Below are 16,893 nucleotides of genomic sequence, written 5' to 3'. Positions count from 1 at the left end.
CCCGGATCCATCACGACAAGGAGACGCAACATGGCATCACACATCGCAGCTGAAAAAGCCGCTCCGCCGCCCTCGGAGCAGGTCTATCGCCGCATCGGCTGGCGCATCATTCCGTTCCTGATCCTGTGCTACTTCGTCGCCTACCTCGACCGGGTGAACATCGGCTTTGCCCAGCTGCAGATGAAGGGCGATCTGGGCTTTTCCGACGCGGTGTACGGTCTGGGCGCGGGCATCTTCTTTCTCGGCTACTTTGCGTTCGAGGTGCCGAGCAACCTCATCCTGCACCGGGTGGGCGCGCGGGTGTGGATCGCGCGCATCATGATCACCTGGGGGTTGATCTCGGCGGCCACGCTGTTCGTCACCACACCGACGCAGTTCTATGTGATGCGCTTTCTGCTCGGCGTGGCCGAGGCGGGCTTTTTCCCCGGCATCATCCTTTACCTGACCTACTGGTATCCGGCGGCGCGGCGCAGCCAGATGACTGCGTGGTTCATGAGCGCAGTGCCGCTGTCCGGGCTGGTCGGCGGGCCGGTATCGGGCTGGATCCTCCACCATTTCCACGGCCAGCACGGCTGGGCGGGGTGGCAGTGGTTGTTCGTGCTCGAAGGCCTGCCTGCGGTGGTGCTGGGCCTGGTCACGCTGTTCTATCTGGACAACGGCATTGCGCATGCCAAGTGGTTGAGCGCAGATGAAAAGGCCGCGCTGCAGCACGCGCTCGACCAGGAGGCGCAGACCAAGCCCGCGCATTCCGCGCTGCAGGGCCTGGCCGATCCGCGGGTGTGGCTGATGGCGCTGATCTACTTTTCCGTGGTCATCGGCTTGTACGGCCTGAGCTTCTGGCTGCCGCTGCTGATCAAGACGACTGGCGTGACCGATCCGCTGGTCATCGGCTGGCTGGTCGCGGTGCCCTACGGCGTGTCGGTGGTGGCGATGATTCTGGTGGGCCGCAGTTCGGACAGGCGCCATGAGCGCCGCTGGCATGTGGCCATTCCGGCGCTTCTGGGGGCCGTGGGGCTGGTGCTGTCTACCGCATGGAGCACGGACACCGCCCTGGCGATGGCCGCGCTGACCCTGGCCACCGTGGGCATCATGGTGGTGCTGCCGCTGTTCTGGGCGCTGCCCAATGCCTTTCTAGCGGGCAGTGCGGCGGCGGCGGGCATTGCGCTGATCAACGCCCTGGGCAATCTGGCAGGATTTTTCGGGCCGTCCATCATCGGCTGGGTGAAGCAGGCCACGCAGAGCACCAACGGCGGCATTCTGGTGCTGGCCGGTTTCATGGTGCTGTGCGCCGTGCTGGTGCTGCTGACGCCCAAGACAGCAAGCGCAACGCTGAATCAGTCCTTGTGATGATGCGCAGCGCGCAAGAGACCTGTTCAGTGTTGCCCTCAATGAAAAAGGCGTGCGCGAACCGTTCAGATTCGCGCACGCCTTCTTGTGGCTGCGGGTGGATCAGAGCTCGACCTGCAGGCGGGTGGTGTCCTTCACCTCGTCGATGACCGCGAACGATCGGGTTTCGCGCACGCCGGGCAGATTGGCGATGACGTTGGAGACAAAGGTCTTGTACGCCGCCATGTCGGCCACGCGCACCTTGAGCAGGTAGTCGAAGTTGCCGGCCACCATGTGGCATTCGAGAATTTCCGGGCGCACCTTGATGGCGGACTGGAACTTCTCGAAGCTCTCGGGCACGGAGCGGTCGAGCTGCACCTCGACGAACACCATCAGCCCGGCGCCCAGCAGATCGGGGTTGAGGCGGCCCTCATAGCCAAGGATGAAGCCGTCGCGGGTCAGGCGCTTGACGCGCTCGAGCACCGCAGTGGGCGAGAGGTTGACGAGTTGTGCCAGCCGCAGGTTGGCGATGCGGCCATCCTCCTGCAGCAGCGTGAGCAGGCGACGGTCAATGCGGTCGATGCCACCGATCTTTTCAGACATGAGCGGCCTCCGTCTGTCGGCATGGCTGTCGTGGATGAAGCGATAGAGAGTTCTTCATGGGCTTTGTGTGAACGGATGGATTAGTGGAGGTTTCAATTTAGCGCATCAGTGTCGGCAGCACACGGCTTGAGCGACAATTTCCTGACAAAGTCCCCGGATTATGGGGTGAGCACGATGGTCAGGCACGCTGTTGCGCTGGAATCGGTCTGGCGATGCAAACCGGATTCCCGGGCAATTTTATTCACCCATCCAGGCGGGCCGTCGCGGGCCCGCGGGGGTGTTCAGCGCCTCAGATAGTCGTGCACGACCCGGCCCAGGCCCAGGGTGAGATCGGTCAGGATGTGCACCCCAGACACCACGTCGATCACTGGCAGCGACGCCACCGGAGCCAGCGCATGGGCATGCAGTTCCAGTGCCGCCGGGCCTTCCCAGGCGCCTTTCACCACCAGGTCTTCCAGGTCGTACTGCACCAGTTCGCAGATGCGCGGCGTGCAGTCCACATGCGGAATGATCTTGAGCAGAAAGTTGGGCTGCCGCAGCGACGCCAGCACCTTTTCAGGGTCGAGTGCGCGGTGCTTGTAGCCCATGGTGCCGGTGGCGATGCGCACCGGGCCATAGTCCAGCGTGCCCAGCAGCGTGTCTGCCACCACGCTCATCTGCGGCTTGGCGAGCTTTTTCGGAAAGCCCCAGATTTCGCGCCCACCGGCGATCGGCGCCTCGTCGTCGAGGTACATCGCAATCTGATAGGTGGCGGGCTGACCCTTGTAGAGCACCGGTACCACCTGGCCCGACTCGGTGTAGGCGCCAAAGCCGGTGGAGTCGGGCATGCGGATGAACTCGAACTTGACCAGATCGCCTGCGGGCTGCAGCGGCTCGGGAATCATCGCACGCAGCACCTCGGGGTCGGTGCGATAGGTCACGACAAAGAACTCGCGGTCAATGAAACGGTAAGGCCCCGGCGGGTAGGCGGGGCTGGTCAGCGGCATGGAAAAGGCGGTCCTTGCAACGTCGGCAGCTTTCATGGGATGTCCTTCGAATGGATTTGCGCAACGCGGAGTGTCGCGGTGCCTGCAGTGGATCGGTGTCGCTGCGGGCGGCAGGGTTCCGTTGACCTGTGGCGCCTTCAGCCTTGGTTCAGCAGGGCGCAGGGCATAATGGCTCGAACAAGACCACGAGACCCGCTTCATGCCCAGACTGTTGATTGCATTGCTTTGTGCCGCTGCGGCAGTTGCGGGCTGTGGGGTCGTGGCCGCGCCCTGCCGCATTGCTTCGGCGGGGCTGAAAATGGTGCCCGTCGTGGGGCATGTGGCCGCTGCGCCGACGGATGTGTGCGCAGGCGTGATCGACCCCTGACCGGAGCGCGCACATGCCGGTGATTGCCGCGCTCGATCAGGGCACCTCCAGTTCCCGCACCCTCATCGTCGATCTGCAGGGTCAGGTTCTGGCCAGCGCGCAACGTGAGTTTGCGCAGCACTACCCCCAGCCCGGCTGGGTCGAGCACGACCCGCTGGATATCTGGGCCACACAGAGCGCCACGTTCACCGAGGCCCTGGCGCGCGCCGGCCTGGGGCTGCGCGATGTGGCCGCCATCGGCATCACCAACCAGCGCGAAACCGTGGTGCTGTGGGAGCGCGCCACCGGCAGGCCGCTGGCCAAGGCCATCGTCTGGCAAGATCGCCGAACAGCGTCGATCTGCGCCGAACTGGAGGCCAAGGGCCATGCGCCAGAACTGCAGCAACGCACCGGCCTGCTGCCCGACGCCTATTTTTCCGCGACCAAACTGGCCTGGCTGCTCGACCACATTCCGGGCGCGCGCGCTCGCGCCGAGGCGGGGGAACTGGCCGCAGGCACCATCGACAGCTGGCTGGTGTTCAAGCTCAGCGGTGGCACCGCGCACATCACCGATGTCAGCAACGCCAGCCGCACCCTGCTGTGCAACCTCCACACCGGCGACTGGGACGACGCCCTGCTGGCCTTGCTGCGCGTGCCGCGTGCGGTGCTGCCCGAGATCGTGCCCAACTGCGGCGCACTCGCCACGGCGCATCTCGGCGGGCTGGAGATTCCGATCACCGGCATGGCCGGCGACCAGCAGGCGGCGCTGTTCGGCCAGGCCTGCCTGCAGCCCGGCATGGCGAAAAACACCTATGGCACGGGCTGCTTCGCGCTGCAGCACACCGGCACGCAAGCAGTCGCCTCGCAAGCCCGCCTGCTCACCACCGTGGCCTGGAAGCTGGGCCAAGAGCAGCCGCTGCACTACGCCCTGGAAGGCAGTGTGTTCGTTGCCGGTGCCGCAGTGCAATGGCTGCGCGACGGCCTCGGTCTGGTGCAAGGCGCGCAGCAGGCGCAGCAACTCGCCGACAGCGTGCCCAGCAGCGACGGCGTGCTGCTGGTGCCCGCGTTCACCGGCCTGGGCGCGCCGTACTGGGACGCGCAGGCGCGCGGCCTGCTCATCGGCATCACCCGCGGCACCACGGCGGCGCACATTGCCCGCGCCACCATCGAGAGCATGGCCTACCAGAGCGCCGAGCTGTTTGCCGCCATGCAGGCCGATGTCGCCGCGCAAGGCGGCGCACCGCTGCGCGAACTCCGGGTGGACGGCGGCGCGGCGGTGAACGACACGCTGATGCAGTTTCAGGCCGATCTGCTCGGCGTGCCGGTGGTGCGTCCGGTGCAGACGGAAAGCACTGCGCTCGGCGCGGCCTATCTGGCGGGCTTGGGGGCCGGGCTGTGGCCAGATGCCGCCACACTCGGCGCGCTGTGGCAGGCGCAGCGCCGCTTCGAGCCCCGCCTGTCTGCCGACGAGCGCGAACACCGCATGGCACGCTGGGCACGCGCGGTGGAGCGTGCCCGTGGCTGGGCGGATGACGCGTAGCGAGACGGCGTCGCGGATGCGCGGGTCTTTGCCACTGTTGTTGCGTTTGTTTTCACCTGCGCGCCCGAACCTGGGCGGACAATTGCCGCACTAAGTTGATGCGGGCATGCGCCGGGCGCAGCGCCCGCTCGGGAGAACGGATATGGGTGAATTCAGCATCTGGCACTGGCTGATCGTGCTGCTGATCGTGATCATGATTTTCGGCACCAAGAAGCTCAAGAACATGGGCAGCGACCTGGGCGAGGCTGTGCGCGGTTTCAAGCAGGGCATGAAAGAGGCCGACGCTCCAGCGGAAAAAACCGCCGAAACCGAGACCGCCGCACCGCCGCAAGTGAGCACCTCGGCCACATCGCCCCTGGGCACCCGCGCCCAGCAGGCCGAAGACATCGCCTTCAAGTCGAAGTGAGTCGGTGGGGTCAGGTCTAGCTTTGTTGCATGCAGACGGTCGCGTGCAACCGAGCTAGACCTGACCCCGAGCACTTCCCGCCAGCATCTCGAACAGCATCAACCGGCATTCGATCGGCCCGTTGAACAGCACGATGCGCCGCCGGGGTTTGAGGCGCAGTGCGCGGTCCCAGTGCAGGTCGGCGGCGAGCAGGCCCACGTGCCAGCCGGCGAAGCGCTGCTTGAGCACGCGCGCGAGTTGCGGGGCGAAGTCGTCCGCGGCCTGGCCTTCGAAGGCGATGCGCGCGTCATACGGCGGATTGCTGATCAGCCAGGCAGCCTGCCCGGCAGGCAGCGCGGCGGCGTCTACCGGCGGCACGGCGTCGATCACGTCGCCCTGCTGCGCGGCAATCGCGCCCTCCACCCCGGCGCGGCGGGCGTTGTCCAGGGTCATGCGCACATTGGCCGGGTCGATGTCGGCCGCGAAGAACTGGCCCGGCGCCACCGGGCGCACGGCCTGTCGCGCGGCCTCGCGCAGCGCGGCCCAGGCGCTCGGGTCGAAGCCGCGCAGCACCTCGAAGCCGAAGGTGCGATCCAGCCCCGGCGCGCGGTTCGCGGCGATTTGCGCCGCCTCGATGACCAGCGTGCCCGATCCGCACAGCGGGTCGAACAGCACGTCGCGCGGCGTCCAGCCCGAGAGCTTGAGCAGCCCGGCGGCCAGATGTTCCTTCAGCGGCGCCGCGCCGTGTTCGCTGCGCCAGCCGCGCTTGAACAGCGGCTCGCCGCTGGTGTCGAGGTAGAGCAGGGCATCGACCTCGCGCAGATGCAGGTGGATGCGCACGTCGGGGTGCGCGGTGTCCACATCCGGGCGCTCGCCGGTCAGTGCGCGGAAACGGTCGCAGATGCCGTCCTTCACCCGCAGCGCGGCGAACTTGATGCTCTCCAGAGGCGAGCGCTCGGCGGTCACGTCCACGCGCAGCGCCTGGGTCACGTCGAACCATTGTTCCCAACCCAGATCGCGCGCCAGGTGGTAGATGTCTTCGGCGTCGGCATAACGGCAACTGCCGCCCAGCAACAACACCCGGCTGGGCAGACGGCAATGCAGGTTCAGCCGCATGGCGTCGGTCAGCGTGCCTTGCACCGGCAGGCCGCCGGGAGCAGGTGTTCCGGCTTGCAGCGTGGGGCTGTGCGCGGCCAGCGCCTTGACCTCGTCGGCCAGCGCCGCCTCGACGCCGCGTGGGCAGGGCAGGAAAAAATCGAAGAGGCCGGGATCTTGGCTCTTTTGGCTCTTGGGGGTCAGGTCTCGCCTTGATGCAGGTGATGGGGAGCCCGGCCTGACTGTCTTCCTGGATTTGTATGGTGATTGCATGCCCGCATCGTATTGCCTGCGGTCGCGGGGGGGGGGGGCGAGCCGACCCTGGGGGCGCTCAAAACCACCCGACCAGTCCTGCGCCTGCATAGGCCAGACCGAGCACGCCTGCAGCCAGCCAGGCCCAGGCCTGCCAGCGCAGCTTGCGTGCCAGCTTGTCCTGCGGTTCGGTGGTCAGCAGAAACAGGCGCCCGTCCTGCGGTTTTTTGAGCACATGGGTCTGCGGCTGCGTGGCGCGTTCAAGGCGTTCGGCCTGCACTGCGGCGGCGGCCTGCTGGCGCAGTTGCTCGAACTCGGCCATGTCGAGCTGGCCGTCGCCATTGGTGTCGAAGGCGCGGCGTTGCTCCGGGTCGGCCTTCCACGCGGCAATGCGTTCGCGCACTTCCTCGTGCAACCCGGCCTGCAGTGGCGACAGACTGGTGAACCAGCCCAGCGCGTACAGCGGCTCGCGCGGCAGGATGAGCTGCTCGGTGTAGCGATGGTCGCTGTCGCCCACGGTTGCCACCTCGCTGGTGCCGGGAAGGCGCTGCGCGGTTGCGCCCGTCCAGGTGCTTGCCGTGCGCGCAAACACCTCGGCGCCTTCGGGGTCGACGATGCAGCGGCCGGTGTCGTCCTCCAGCCAGAACTGCACGGAGCTCTTTCCCTGTTCCTCCACTTTCCACTTGCCGTTGCCTTCGCCCACGCGCCGTTCGATCTTGTAGCGATACCAGCAGCAGGGCGTGCGGGTGATGGGCGAGTACAGCGGCACATCAGGCGGCAGCGCCTGGCCGATCAGCTCGACATAGCCTTGCGATGCGGAGCGGATGCGTGCCGTGGGCATGTCTTCCATCACCCGGCGGCGGCGCTGCAGCCGAAAGAACTGCACCAGGCCCAGTGCGCCGATGCCCAGCGCGAACGCCAGTACCTGCCCCGGCGCTGCGGCGGGCGACAGACCGCTCAACATCGGCAGGAGACGCGGCGCAGCGCAGGCAACATCAGGAGGCTGCGAACAGACCCTTCAGGTCGACGTCAGCCCGCTCGTTCGACGCCACCTTGAACAGCTCCGCCGGGCCGAAGGCCAGCAGCCGCGCCACGAGCACGTCGGGAAACTGCTCGATGCGCACATTGTTCGCATTGACCGCCGCGTTGTAGAACTCGCGCCGATCGGCAATGCTTTCCTCCAGGGCGCTGATGCGCGCCTGCAAGTGCGCAAACGCCTCGTTGGTCTTGAGATCCGGGTAGGCCTCGGCCACCGCGAACAGCGCGCCCAGCCCGCTGCGCAGCGCCCCTTCGGCGCGGCCCAGGCTGCGCACATCGCCCGCCTCGCGCGCGCTCTGCACCTGCGCCCGCGCGCGCACCACGCGCTCCAGCGTCTCCTGCTCGAAATGCATCGACTGCCGGCACACCTCCACCAGCTTGGGCAGCTCGTCATGCCGCTGTTTGAGCAGCACGTCGATGTTCGCCCAAGCCTGCGAAATGGCGTGCTTGAGGCCGACGAGGTTGTTGTAGATCATCACGCCATACAACAGCAGCGCAACGAGCAGGGCGACGAGGACGAGGGTGACGATCATGTGCGGAGCCGGTTGAAACGGAGTGTGTCGGAGTTTACGTTTGGCGTCCGGCGTCGCCATGCGGCCGCCGGTGAAATCGCCCGCCCTGTGTTGTGCAGCGGGCACAACGCGCGCTGTGCCCGCCGGATTCATTCCCCGGCTTTGCGCGAGCGCACCCCGCGCCGCAGCGCCTTGTTGCTCTTGCGATGCGCCCCTGCCTTGCGCTGCAGCGCCGCCGCCACCAGCGGATTGCGCGGGGTGGAGGCCGGGAGCCGGATGGTCTGCGCGCGGGCGCGCTTGCGGGAGAGTTTCATGGAATGCGCGGGCGGTGCTCTATGCTTGCAGGGTCAGCTACGGACGCAGTGTGCCATGCCACCACAAGCAGCGAAAAAGACCCGCATCAGCATCGACGACTACCTCGCAGGCGAGCGCGATGCCGAAACGCGACACGAATACATCGACGGCGAGGTCTATGCCATGACCAGCGCCGGCCGTCGGCATGCGCTCATCGTCACTGCAATGACTGGCGCGCTGTTGCCGCTGGCCCGTGCGCGCCGCTTCCAGTTGTTTACCAACGACATGAAGCTCAGGCTGGAGATCGCCGGCAGCACCGTGTTTTACTACCCCGACCTGATGCTCGCCTGCGATCCGCAGGACCGCGACCCGTATTTCCTCACCCGCCCCTGCCTGATCGCCGAAGTGCTCAGCCCGGCAACCGAGCGCATCGACCGCCGTGAAAAACTGCTCTCCTACATCACCATCCCCAGCGTGCAAGAGGTGCTGCTGGTGGCGCAAGACCAGCCCCTGCTCGAAATCCACCGCCGCGCCAACGACTGGAAGGTTGAACTCTGCGAGCAAGGCAGCCTGCGGCTGGATTGTCTCGGCGCCGAGATCGCGGTCGAGCATGTGTATGCCGATGTCGATGCGGGGTCAGGTCTAGCTCCGTAGCAAATGCATCAATGCTAGACCTGACCCCACTCCGCGCTGCCTGGCGCTGGCGCCCCGGCGCCTACGCCCGCGACGGCGCGCGCATTTTCGGCTGGCTGCTGCTGCGCGCCGCGGCGCAGGCGGCCACCGTGCTGCTGCTCGCCCGCTGGCTGGGCGCGACGGGTTACGGCGCGTTCGTCGCCGCGCTGGCCATCGCCAGCTTTTTCACCCCGCTGGCCGGGCTCGGGCTGGGCGGGGTGTTGCTCATCCGTGGCGCACGCGCGCCCGCGCAACTGGGCGCGCTGCAGCGGCGCGCCACGGCGGCCTGGCTCGTCGCCAGCATCGGGGTCGTGCCGCTCGCGCTGCTGGCGCTTGCCACCAGCCTGCCCGACGCGCAGCCGCTGTGGGCGCTGGCGCTGCTCGCAAGCGCGGAAGTGGCAGCTGCCTCGTGGGTCGAGTTGCAAGCACGCTGCGCGCAGGCGCGGCACCAAGCGCACCGCTTCGGCGCCATCCAGGCCGGGCTGCCGCTGGCGCGGCTGGCCGCGCTGCTTGTTGTGTTGCCCTGGCTGCCGCCCAGCCCTGCGGTCTGGATGGCGGCCTATGCCGCAGCCAGTACCGTCTACGCCGCTGCACTGGCGTATTCCGCCGCGCGGCCCACAATGGATGCAGCGCGGACCGAGCCGCTGCCGACCAACGCGACCCTCGTGCGCGAAGGGCTGCCGTTTGCTGGCGGCGCGGTGGCGATGCGGCTGCAAGCGGAGTTCAACAAGCCGGTGCTCGCCCACCTGAGCTACGCGCAGGCCGGCGCGTTTGCGGTGGCGCAGCGGGTCATCGATCTGGCCGCGCTGCCGCTGGCAGCCTTGCAGGAAGCCCTTTGGCCACGTGTCTACGCCACTGCCGCGCCCAATGCGCGCCTCGTGCGCACCGGCGCGCTGCTGCTGCTGCTGGCGCTGGCCGCTGGCCTGGCGCTCGCGCTGGCCGCGCCGCTGTTGCCCGCGCTGCTGGGCGTTGGTTATGCTGCCGCGGCGGATGCGCTGGCGCTGCTTTCGCTGCTGCCCGCGGTGCAGCTCGTGCGCAACCTCGGCAACGCCTGGCTGATCGCCAACGTTTCCAACGCCGCGCTCTATGGCGTCTATGCCGCGAGCGCCGCCGCCGGCGTGCTGCTGGCCCTGCTGCTCGTGCCGCGTTGGGGGCTGGATGGGGCGGTGGGGGCGATGTATGGCAGCGAGGGGGTGGGCATGGGTGTCATCGGGTTGCTGGCGCTGCGTCGTGCAGCCAAAGATCAACGGGGAAGAGGATGAACCGGGATCCGTCGCAGGAATTGTTCGACAACTACGCCCGGCATTACGCCGCCATGGGCGAAGTCGAGCGTTTGCCGGCCGATCTGGACAGGCTGCGGCGCGACCGCCTGCCCGCGTGGATCGACTCGATCCCCAAAGACGCACGCATCCTCGATGCTGGTTGCGCGCAGGGCGATTTGTTGGCGGCCTTGTCGCGTGTCGGCTATACGCATCTGACCGGCGTCGATCTTTCGGCGCAACTGCTTGCCGCGGCCAAAGCCAAACTACCGGCAGGGGTGCCCTTGATTGAATGCGATATCCGCCGGTTCTTGGCCGACTGCGTAGAAGGCGCGTTCGACGTGATCTTTTTTTCACGACGTGCTCGAACACCTGCCGCGCGAGGACACGATCTCTGTGTTGCGCGGGTTTTACCGCGCGCTGGCGCCCGGCGGCTGGTTGAGCGTGCGGGTGCCGAACATGAGCGCGCTGATCGCGAGCTACAACGCCGCAATCGACTTCACCCACGTCACCCATTTCACCGAATTTTCTTTGCAGCAGGTGCTCGAGGCCGCGGGTTTTGCCACGGACAACATGACGTTGTCGAGCCAGGCGCCGCGGCTGTTCTGGTCATGGCACAGGCCGCACCGGGCGTTGCTGCGCGTGCTCAACCGCCTGCGTTGGCATCTCAACAATGCCTTGCACCGGGCGGTGTTTGTACTCTCGGACATGCATCCCCGCCCGCAGGTGTTTGACCCCAATCTCGTCGTGCTCGCGCGCAAATGACCAGACGCCTGCTGTTCGTCCTGCCCGATTTATCCAACGGCGGGGCGCATTACATGAATGTGCATCTCGCACATTTACTGCAACAACGCGGCTGGGACGTCCGTCTCGCCGTTCTGTTCGACCGGCCCGAGGCGATACCCTCGAATCTGCTCGAGGGCCTTACGGTCACCCGGCTTGCGGGGCGCGGCGTGGTCGGCAAGGCTGCCACTATCGCGCGCCTTGCCCGACTGGCGGCAGCTTCCGATGGGGTCATTGGCGGAATGGAGTTTGCCGCAACCAACTATGGCTACCTCGCCGCGCGCGCGGCACAACGGCCGTTCATAAGCTGGACACATATTGCATTCGACCGCCATCGAGCCACAGCGGGCGCGGCCGACCGGTGGGTCAGCCATTGGGTCTATCGCCGCTGCGCCGATGTCGTCTTCCCATCGGCCGGCGCGCGCGACTCGTTGCGCTCGGCGCTCGGCACCCAGCCGCCGCGGGCGCGTTGGCATGTGCTCGAAAACTTCATCTCCCTCGCGCCTGCCGCGGCGCAACCGCCCGATGCTGCCATTTACGCCCAACCCGTGTTGATTGGCGTCGGGCGGCTGGTCGATCAAAAAGCCTTCGACCGCCTGATCCGGGCCCATGCCGCGCTGCGGCGAGACGGGGTGGACCATCACCTGGTTTTGCTCGGTGAGGGGCCGCAGCGCGAGGCGCTGCTTGCGCTTGCGCGTTCGCTTGGGGTGGCGGAAACGGTCTTTCTGCCGGGGCAGGTGCAGAACGTGGCCGATTGGCTGGCGCACGCCACGGTGTTTGCGCTGTGTTCGCGCTATGAGGGTCTTCCGCTAGTGCTGCTCGAGGCGCTGGGCTGTGGCGTCCCTGCGGTGGCGATGGATTGCCCGAGCGGCCCGCGCGAAATCCTGCAAGATGGCCACTGCGGCCGGCTGGTGCCGGCAGACGATGAAGCGGCGTTTACCTTGGCGATCGGCGAGCTGCTGCGCGATGCCACGCTGCGGGCGCGGCTGGCGGCGCTGGGCAGGCAACGCGCGCTGGACTATGCCCCCGAGCGCATCGTCCCGCGCTGGGAGGCGTTGCTGGGCGAGCGCATCGAACGCGGGAAGCGCGACCATGGCTGAATGCGTTTCGGTGCTTCTTGCCACGCGCAACCGGGCGCCCTTGCTTGCGCGGGCAATCGCCAGTCTGCGCGGGCAAACGCATGCCAACCTGGAAATCCTGGTGTTGGACGACGGTTCCAGCGACACGACGCCGCGCTGGCTGGAGCGCTGGGCGCGCGAGGATACGCGGCTGCGCTGGTCTCGGCGCGAGCAGTCGCAAGGATTGGCCTCGGCGCTCAATTTCTTGCTTGGACAAAGCCACGGCGCGTGGCTCGCGCGCATGGACGACGATGACGTCGCGCATCCGCGCCGGATCGAGCGGCAGCTCGCCTACATGCAAGCGCAGCACCTCGACGTGAGCGGCACCTGGTATCGGCGCGTGGCGGGCTTGCGGCGTTCGGTTGCGCGGCCAGCGGTGGCGCACGACCGCATCGTCGCCGAGTTGCTCTTTCAGCCGCCGCTGCTGCACCCTTCGGTGATGTTTCGGCGCGCAACCCTCGAGCGGTGCGGCGGTTACTCTGAACATGCCCCCCACGCCGAGGATTACGCGCTCTGGGTGCAGTTGTTGCCCGAGGCGCGATTTGGCAACTGCCCCGAAATCCTCATGGACTACACCCTGTCGGCGCAGCAAGTGTCGCGGCAGTTCAACGCGCAGCAACTGGAAACCGCGCGGGCATTGCGCGTGCAAGCGTTGCAAAAACTTGGCATCACGCACACGCCGGCGCAGGCGCACATCCACGCAAGCCTGCGCGACCCGCAGCCGATTGAATCCCTCGATGCGCTCGAGCAGATTCACGTCTGGCTTCTCGACCTCCACGATCAGTTGCCAGCCGCTGGAAAACCCGCAGTCCAGCGCCAATGGTTTTTGCAATGCGTGCGCGCGGCTGGTTTGGGGCCCAAGGTCTTCCGCGCATTTGCCGCCAGCCCCCTGAGCACAGCCAGTCGTTCGCAAGAGGCGGCATTGCGCGCAATATGCGCCTTGCGGCTGCGCTATCGTTCCCCGCTTTACAACCAGCTCGAACCACTCGCCAGAATTGGATAAGGAGCGGGCGGCGTCCCTACGTCAGCGCGCGGTACAGCATCACCCAGCGTTGCGACTGCGCGGCTTGAGAAAAACATTGCTCTGCCCGCTTCCTTGCCGCCCGGCGCATCGCCAGCCACCGTGCCGGGTTTTGCGCGAGCTGACGCGCCGCATCGGCGAAGGCGGCGACATCATCGACCGGGCAAAGCCAACCACTCGTGCCCTGTTCGACCACCTCGGGCAGCGAAGAGGTCTCGGCGGCAATCACCGGCAGACCGCAGGACAGCGCCTCGATGACGGTAAGCGGCAAGCCTTCCAGCCGACTGGGAAACAGCAGCGCGTCGGCCTGCTGGTAGGCGGCGACCAGCCCGGCCGTGTCGAGTCGGCCGAGGCAACGGGCGTTCGAGGGCAGGGCGAAGCGGGTGTGCGCGCCGCTGCGGTCGGCGGTGTAGTGCAGCTCGAAGCCTGGGCCGAGGGCGTGCAGGATGGGCGCGAGCAGATCGACGCCTTTGCGCTTGACCCAATTGCCGACGTAGAGCAAACGGAGCGGCTGGTTCGGCGCATTGCGGTCGATGGGGCGGAATTGGTCAATATCCACGCCGTTGTGGATGACCTGAATATCGCGACGGCCGAAGGCGGCTTGCGCAACTTGCGCGGTGTAGTGGCTGACCGCAACCACGGCCCGCGCGCGGCGCAGGTTTGCGGCTTCGACCCGTTTGATCCAGGCGGCGTGGTAAAGCCGCTGCGCCGGGCGCTTGTACGGCGCGAGCGCCGGGTCGTGCACGCAGGAATGCAGGGTGCTCACCACCGGCAGGCCGCGCGGCAAAAACCGCGGGTGCAGCCAGGAGTTGACGTGAACGATCGTTGCCCACTGCGGCGGCATGGGAACGGGCACGCTCCAGGGCACGTATTCGGCACGCAGTGGCAGCCAGGTGATTTCGGCGCGGATGCCGCGCGCGTTGAGCGCGGCGCACAGCCGCTGTGTGAACACGTCGGCGCCGCTGTGAGCGCGCACGGCGGGGAACCAGACGGCTGGGGGCTTTGTCGGGTCAGCCGTCATGCTGCGAGTTCCCGTGCGACCTGCCGCCCAAACGCCTCCCACGCAAACCCCCGCGCAAACGACCGGCAACGCTCGGCGCCGGGCGACGCGTCGAGCGCGCGCAGGGTGGCGGCGGCGAGGGCGGCGGCGTCGCCCGGCGGCGCCAGCCAGCCGCTATCGCCGGGCGCGACGGCATCGACCACGCCGCCGGTGGCGTAGGCCACGGTGGGCAGGCCGTGCGCGGCGGCTTCGACCGCGACCATGCCAAAGCCTTCGGGGTCGCCGGGGAGGTCGCGCACGGGGAAGACGTGCACGTCGGCGCCGAAGTAGGCGTCGGCGAGGTCAGGTCCGAATAACTTGCCGAGCAGCCGGATGCGATCGGCGACTCCCGTGGCGCGCGCGGCGTCGAGGATGCTTTGCGCGGTCTGCGGCTGGGCGTAAAGCGCATGCGCCGGCGCGTCGCCGACGACGGCCAGCACCACGTCGGGTCGGGCGCGGGCGATGGTCGGCAGCACCTCCTGCACGAACTCGCGCAGGCCCTTGCGCGCGGTGAGCCGCCCGACCGAGAGCAGCACCGGCGCATGTTCCGGCAGGCCCCAGCGCTGGCGAAAGCGGGCACGGGCGGCGGGGTCGGGTTCGGGAATCGTCACGCCCGGATGGACGATGCCGATGCGCGCAGCATCCACCCCGGCGCTGCGGGCAAGCTGCGCGGTGGGCGTGCTGTTGGCAATCACCCGGTCGATGCGCCGCAGCGCCGGCAGCCACAGCGCGCGATAGACCGGGTGCGGCACGACCACGTCCAGCCCGTGCACATAGGCCGCGGTGCGTGCGCCACACGCACGCGCGGCCAGCAGCGCGTGCGGCGCGGTCAAGCCGCTGCCGGCCAGCACCACATCGGGCCGAAACGCCCGCGCCTGCCGCCAGCCAGCCAGCGCCGCGGCCAGCACGAAGCGCGACAGCGGCGCGAGCGGCACCTCGTGCACCGCGACGCCGCTCGGCGCGTGCTGTGCCGCGCCTGCCGGCGCGACCACGCGCACCGCGAAGCGCCGGGAGAGTTCCTCGGCCAGGTGCCAGTTGAGCCGCTCCATCCCGCCCCACAGCGGGGGGAAGTTACGCGTGACCAGCAGAACGCGCGCGGCGGGCATGGGCGCTCGGCGGGTTCAGGTCGCGGCGGGGTTGACGGGGGAGGCGCTCGGCGCGTCGAGCCGCACGTCCTCGTAAATCGCCGCCACCGGCAGCAGCAGCCCGACGCTTTGCAGCTCGACCGTCTCGCCCTCGGCGTAGGGGTAGAGCACCCAGTGCCCGGAGGCGTCGCGGCGGAACAGATCGACCGCGACCCGCTCGGTGTCGATCAGCGCATATTCCCGCAGGCTTTGCAGCTGGCGGTACCAGGCGAACTTGGCGCCGCGGTCGAACGCGGCGGTCGAGGGCGAGAGCACTTCGGCAACCAGCAGCGGCGCGCGCTTGCGGTCGGGCAGCTGCGCGTCGGCCGCGTCGCAAGTGACGAACACGTCGGGGTAAAAGTAGGCGTTTGCCGAATCCACTTCGACCTTCATGTCGGCGATGTACGTGCGGCACGGCCCGCCGCGCAGGTGCGCGCGCAGCGCGGCCGCCAGGTTCAGGCTGATGGTCACATGCGCGTCGCTGGCCCCCGCCATGGCGAACACCTCGCCGCGCAGGTATTCGTGTTTGCTCGCCTGCTGCGACTCCCAGGCGAGGTATTGCTCAGCGGTGAAGTCAGGGTCGTGCGCGGTTTGCATGGCGTGGTCGGTGTGGATCGACGTAGATTCAGGCGGCTCAGGGGCAGAGCCATGTTTGTTGCATTTGCATCAATGCTAGACCTGACCCCATGCGGCTTTCTCCGGCGTGAGGAGTTCAAGGTTCGGGTAGTAGGTGCGATAGCGCCTCGCGTCGCGTGTGAGCAGGGGCCAGGACTGAACTGCCGCGTGGGCACCGATCAGAAAATCCGGCGGCACACCAGTCTTGATGCCACCGAGCTTGCGGTAACTGGCAAACGCCTTGCCTGCGAGAAACAGCGCAGGGCGCGGCACTTCGCGCAGTTCAATCTCAAGCGTTTTCAACACGGCGTCGAGTGCCTCGAATGTGCTGAATGCCAGCGACAGTTCAGCATAGATGATGGGGTTGATGATCAGCCGGTGGATCTGAGCCTGCGTTCGCAACTGATGGATCGACCAGTCAGCCCATTGCGGATCGTTTTCCAGCACGTCGATCAGAACATTGGTATCGACCAGCAGCATCAGGTGTCGCCACGCAGGAGTTGCATCAACTCGTCGGTGCGCCACTTCACCGTTGCAGCGCCACGCGCGGCGTCGAAACGGTCTCGCTTTCCGCTTGTGCGCCGGGTTGGAGCAGGTTTTATGACAACGCTGCCAGCAGCGTCCAGTGCAAATTCCACTCCGCTGCCTGGCTTGAGATGCAGAGCCTCGCGAATGTGCTTGGGAATGGTGACTTGGCCTTTGCTGGTCAGCGTGGTGGTCATGATTTCTTCAAAAGTATTACTGATTTTTCAATGGTAGGAGGGTGGGTGGGGTCGTGTCTAGTTTTGCATCATTTGCATCGAAGCTGGCCCTGGCCCCGGGTGGCGACCTGAAACGGCCACATGCGCATCGCTTGCTCCGACCACCGAGAACACGTCGCTGGCG

At 67.3% G+C, this 16,893-nt stretch carries 20 protein-coding genes and 1 pseudogene; 10 read left to right on the top strand and 11 right to left on the bottom strand.

Translation table 11 applies throughout. The features are described 5' to 3' along the window. Positions 1–30: 30 nt before the first annotated feature. Positions 31–1,347 carry an MFS transporter gene (locus tag AC1ZQA_RS13560; protein WP_482677379.1) on the top strand — a complete coding sequence of 439 codons (1,317 nt, stop codon included), beginning with the start codon at positions 31–33 and terminating at the stop codon, positions 1,345–1,347. Positions 1,348–1,449: 102 nt separating this feature from the next. Here AC1ZQA_RS13560 and AC1ZQA_RS13555 read toward each other — a convergent pair whose 3' ends face one another. Both AC1ZQA_RS13555 and AC1ZQA_RS13550 read right to left on the bottom strand, forming a co-directional pair. Next, the gene (locus AC1ZQA_RS13555) at positions 1,450–1,929 is read right to left on the bottom strand and encodes an Lrp/AsnC ligand binding domain-containing protein (protein WP_482677378.1); all 480 of its coding nucleotides are present in this window, start codon (positions 1,927–1,929) and stop codon (positions 1,450–1,452) included. Positions 1,930–2,210: 281 nt separating this feature from the next. Further along, positions 2,211–2,951, bottom strand: coding sequence for an acetoacetate decarboxylase (locus AC1ZQA_RS13550; protein ID WP_482677377.1), 741 nt, complete (start codon positions 2,949–2,951; stop codon positions 2,211–2,213). 163 nt (positions 2,952–3,114) lie between these two features. Here AC1ZQA_RS13550 and AC1ZQA_RS13545 point away from each other — a divergent pair, with 163 nt between their 5' ends. From AC1ZQA_RS13545 to tatA, 3 genes are all read left to right on the top strand, one after another. Then, positions 3,115–3,282, top strand: a complete 168-nt coding sequence (locus tag AC1ZQA_RS13545; RefSeq protein ID WP_482677376.1) for a DUF6726 family protein — start codon at positions 3,115–3,117, stop codon at positions 3,280–3,282. Between the two features lie 13 nt (positions 3,283–3,295). Then, positions 3,296–4,801, top strand: a complete 1,506-nt coding sequence (glpK, locus tag AC1ZQA_RS13540; RefSeq protein WP_482677375.1) for a glycerol kinase GlpK — start codon at positions 3,296–3,298, stop codon at positions 4,799–4,801. A gap of 142 nt (positions 4,802–4,943) precedes the next feature. Next, the gene (gene tatA / locus AC1ZQA_RS13535) at positions 4,944–5,207 is read left to right on the top strand and encodes a Sec-independent protein translocase subunit TatA (protein ID WP_482677374.1); all 264 of its coding nucleotides are present in this window, start codon (positions 4,944–4,946) and stop codon (positions 5,205–5,207) included. Between the two features lie 54 nt (positions 5,208–5,261). Here tatA and AC1ZQA_RS13530 read toward each other — a convergent pair whose 3' ends face one another. From AC1ZQA_RS13530 to AC1ZQA_RS13515, 4 genes are all read right to left on the bottom strand, one after another. Further along, positions 5,262–6,554, bottom strand: a complete 1,293-nt coding sequence (locus AC1ZQA_RS13530) for a THUMP domain-containing class I SAM-dependent RNA methyltransferase (protein ID WP_482677373.1) — start codon at positions 6,552–6,554, stop codon at positions 5,262–5,264. Between the two features lie 58 nt (positions 6,555–6,612). Beyond that, positions 6,613–7,497 carry a GIDE domain-containing protein gene (locus tag AC1ZQA_RS13525; RefSeq protein ID WP_482677372.1) on the bottom strand — a complete coding sequence of 295 codons (885 nt, stop codon included), beginning with the start codon at positions 7,495–7,497 and terminating at the stop codon, positions 6,613–6,615. 31 nt (positions 7,498–7,528) lie between these two features. Beyond that, the gene (locus AC1ZQA_RS13520; protein ID WP_482677371.1) at positions 7,529–8,104 is read right to left on the bottom strand and encodes a LemA family protein; all 576 of its coding nucleotides are present in this window, start codon (positions 8,102–8,104) and stop codon (positions 7,529–7,531) included. A gap of 128 nt (positions 8,105–8,232) precedes the next feature. Then, the gene (locus AC1ZQA_RS13515) at positions 8,233–8,397 is read right to left on the bottom strand and encodes a hypothetical protein (RefSeq protein ID WP_482677370.1); all 165 of its coding nucleotides are present in this window, start codon (positions 8,395–8,397) and stop codon (positions 8,233–8,235) included. Positions 8,398–8,452: 55 nt separating this feature from the next. Here AC1ZQA_RS13515 and AC1ZQA_RS13510 point away from each other — a divergent pair, with 55 nt between their 5' ends. The 6 genes and pseudogenes from AC1ZQA_RS13510 (at position 8,453) to AC1ZQA_RS13485 (ending at position 13,212) form a co-directional block, all read left to right on the top strand. After that, a complete protein-coding gene (locus AC1ZQA_RS13510) occupies positions 8,453–9,031 on the top strand; it encodes a Uma2 family endonuclease (RefSeq protein WP_482677369.1) in 579 nt (192 codons plus the stop codon). Positions 9,032–9,042: 11 nt separating this feature from the next. Further along, on the top strand, positions 9,043–10,311 hold the full coding sequence (locus AC1ZQA_RS13505) for an oligosaccharide flippase family protein (RefSeq protein ID WP_482677368.1): 1,269 nt from the start codon (positions 9,043–9,045) through the stop codon (positions 10,309–10,311). Continuing rightward, positions 10,308–10,655: pseudogene (locus AC1ZQA_RS13500) on the top strand (methyltransferase domain-containing protein); the annotation flags it as partial. The gene AC1ZQA_RS13505 and the pseudogene AC1ZQA_RS13500, both read left to right, overlap by 4 nt. A 13-nt stretch (positions 10,656–10,668) precedes the next feature. Further along, on the top strand, positions 10,669–11,073 hold the full coding sequence (locus AC1ZQA_RS13495; RefSeq protein WP_482677367.1) for a methyltransferase domain-containing protein: 405 nt from the start codon (positions 10,669–10,671) through the stop codon (positions 11,071–11,073). Further along, positions 11,070–12,191, top strand: a complete 1,122-nt coding sequence (locus AC1ZQA_RS13490; protein WP_482677366.1) for a glycosyltransferase — start codon at positions 11,070–11,072, stop codon at positions 12,189–12,191. Before AC1ZQA_RS13495 ends, AC1ZQA_RS13490 begins: the two co-directional genes overlap by 4 nt. Then, positions 12,184–13,212: a glycosyltransferase family 2 protein gene (locus AC1ZQA_RS13485; RefSeq protein ID WP_482677365.1), complete on the top strand. Its 1,029-nt coding sequence runs from the start codon at positions 12,184–12,186 to the stop codon at positions 13,210–13,212. Before AC1ZQA_RS13490 ends, AC1ZQA_RS13485 begins: the two co-directional genes overlap by 8 nt. Positions 13,213–13,228: 16 nt before the next feature. Here AC1ZQA_RS13485 and AC1ZQA_RS13480 read toward each other — a convergent pair whose 3' ends face one another. The 5 genes from AC1ZQA_RS13480 to AC1ZQA_RS13460 form a co-directional block, all read right to left on the bottom strand. Further along, positions 13,229–14,206, bottom strand: coding sequence for a glycosyltransferase family 4 protein (locus AC1ZQA_RS13480; RefSeq protein ID WP_482677364.1), 978 nt, complete (start codon positions 14,204–14,206; stop codon positions 13,229–13,231). 41 nt (positions 14,207–14,247) lie between these two features. Continuing rightward, the gene (locus AC1ZQA_RS13475; RefSeq protein ID WP_482677363.1) at positions 14,248–15,375 is read right to left on the bottom strand and encodes a glycosyltransferase family 4 protein; all 1,128 of its coding nucleotides are present in this window, start codon (positions 15,373–15,375) and stop codon (positions 14,248–14,250) included. Positions 15,376–15,390: 15 nt separating this feature from the next. Further along, positions 15,391–15,990 (bottom strand): Uma2 family endonuclease, encoded by a 600-nt coding sequence (locus AC1ZQA_RS13470; RefSeq protein ID WP_482677362.1) that lies wholly within the window; start codon positions 15,988–15,990, stop codon positions 15,391–15,393. Positions 15,991–16,065: 75 nt separating this feature from the next. Then, a complete protein-coding gene (locus tag AC1ZQA_RS13465) occupies positions 16,066–16,488 on the bottom strand; it encodes a type II toxin-antitoxin system VapC family toxin (protein ID WP_482677361.1) in 423 nt (140 codons plus the stop codon). Beyond that, positions 16,488–16,730 carry an AbrB/MazE/SpoVT family DNA-binding domain-containing protein gene (locus AC1ZQA_RS13460; protein WP_482677360.1) on the bottom strand — a complete coding sequence of 81 codons (243 nt, stop codon included), beginning with the start codon at positions 16,728–16,730 and terminating at the stop codon, positions 16,488–16,490. Before AC1ZQA_RS13460 ends, AC1ZQA_RS13465 begins: the two co-directional genes overlap by 1 nt. Positions 16,731–16,893: the final 163 nt, after the last annotated feature.

This window comes from Thiomonas sp. DCM-2 (assembly GCF_056820905.1).
This window is presented reverse-complemented; position numbering and strand designations above follow the sequence as displayed.

What these genes read in the sequence shown, in the direction of transcription:
- AC1ZQA_RS13560 (WP_482677379.1), top strand. Translation starts at nt 31, where the DNA reads ATGGCATCACACATCGCAGCTGAAAAAGCCGCTCCGCCGCCCTCGGAG.
- AC1ZQA_RS13555 (WP_482677378.1), bottom strand. Translation starts at nt 1,929, where the DNA reads ATGTCTGAAAAGATCGGTGGCATCGACCGCATTGACCGTCGCCTGCTC.
- AC1ZQA_RS13550 (WP_482677377.1), bottom strand. Translation starts at nt 2,951, where the DNA reads ATGAAAGCTGCCGACGTTGCAAGGACCGCCTTTTCCATGCCGCTGACC.
- AC1ZQA_RS13545 (WP_482677376.1), top strand. Translation starts at nt 3,115, where the DNA reads ATGCCCAGACTGTTGATTGCATTGCTTTGTGCCGCTGCGGCAGTTGCG.
- glpK (WP_482677375.1), top strand. Translation starts at nt 3,296, where the DNA reads ATGCCGGTGATTGCCGCGCTCGATCAGGGCACCTCCAGTTCCCGCACC.
- tatA (WP_482677374.1), top strand. Translation starts at nt 4,944, where the DNA reads ATGGGTGAATTCAGCATCTGGCACTGGCTGATCGTGCTGCTGATCGTG.
- AC1ZQA_RS13530 (WP_482677373.1), bottom strand. Translation starts at nt 6,554, where the DNA reads ATGCAATCACCATACAAATCCAGGAAGACAGTCAGGCCGGGCTCCCCA.
- AC1ZQA_RS13525 (WP_482677372.1), bottom strand. Translation starts at nt 7,497, where the DNA reads ATGTTGAGCGGTCTGTCGCCCGCCGCAGCGCCGGGGCAGGTACTGGCG.
- AC1ZQA_RS13520 (WP_482677371.1), bottom strand. Translation starts at nt 8,104, where the DNA reads ATGATCGTCACCCTCGTCCTCGTCGCCCTGCTCGTTGCGCTGCTGTTG.
- AC1ZQA_RS13515 (WP_482677370.1), bottom strand. Translation starts at nt 8,397, where the DNA reads ATGAAACTCTCCCGCAAGCGCGCCCGCGCGCAGACCATCCGGCTCCCG.
- AC1ZQA_RS13510 (WP_482677369.1), top strand. Translation starts at nt 8,453, where the DNA reads ATGCCACCACAAGCAGCGAAAAAGACCCGCATCAGCATCGACGACTAC.
- AC1ZQA_RS13505 (WP_482677368.1), top strand. Translation starts at nt 9,043, where the DNA reads ATGCTAGACCTGACCCCACTCCGCGCTGCCTGGCGCTGGCGCCCCGGC.
- AC1ZQA_RS13490 (WP_482677366.1), top strand. Translation starts at nt 11,070, where the DNA reads ATGACCAGACGCCTGCTGTTCGTCCTGCCCGATTTATCCAACGGCGGG.
- AC1ZQA_RS13485 (WP_482677365.1), top strand. Translation starts at nt 12,184, where the DNA reads ATGGCTGAATGCGTTTCGGTGCTTCTTGCCACGCGCAACCGGGCGCCC.
- AC1ZQA_RS13475 (WP_482677363.1), bottom strand. Translation starts at nt 15,375, where the DNA reads ATGCCCGCCGCGCGCGTTCTGCTGGTCACGCGTAACTTCCCCCCGCTG.
- AC1ZQA_RS13470 (WP_482677362.1), bottom strand. Translation starts at nt 15,990, where the DNA reads ATGCAAACCGCGCACGACCCTGACTTCACCGCTGAGCAATACCTCGCC.
- AC1ZQA_RS13465 (WP_482677361.1), bottom strand. Translation starts at nt 16,488, where the DNA reads ATGCTGCTGGTCGATACCAATGTTCTGATCGACGTGCTGGAAAACGAT.
- AC1ZQA_RS13460 (WP_482677360.1), bottom strand. Translation starts at nt 16,730, where the DNA reads ATGACCACCACGCTGACCAGCAAAGGCCAAGTCACCATTCCCAAGCAC.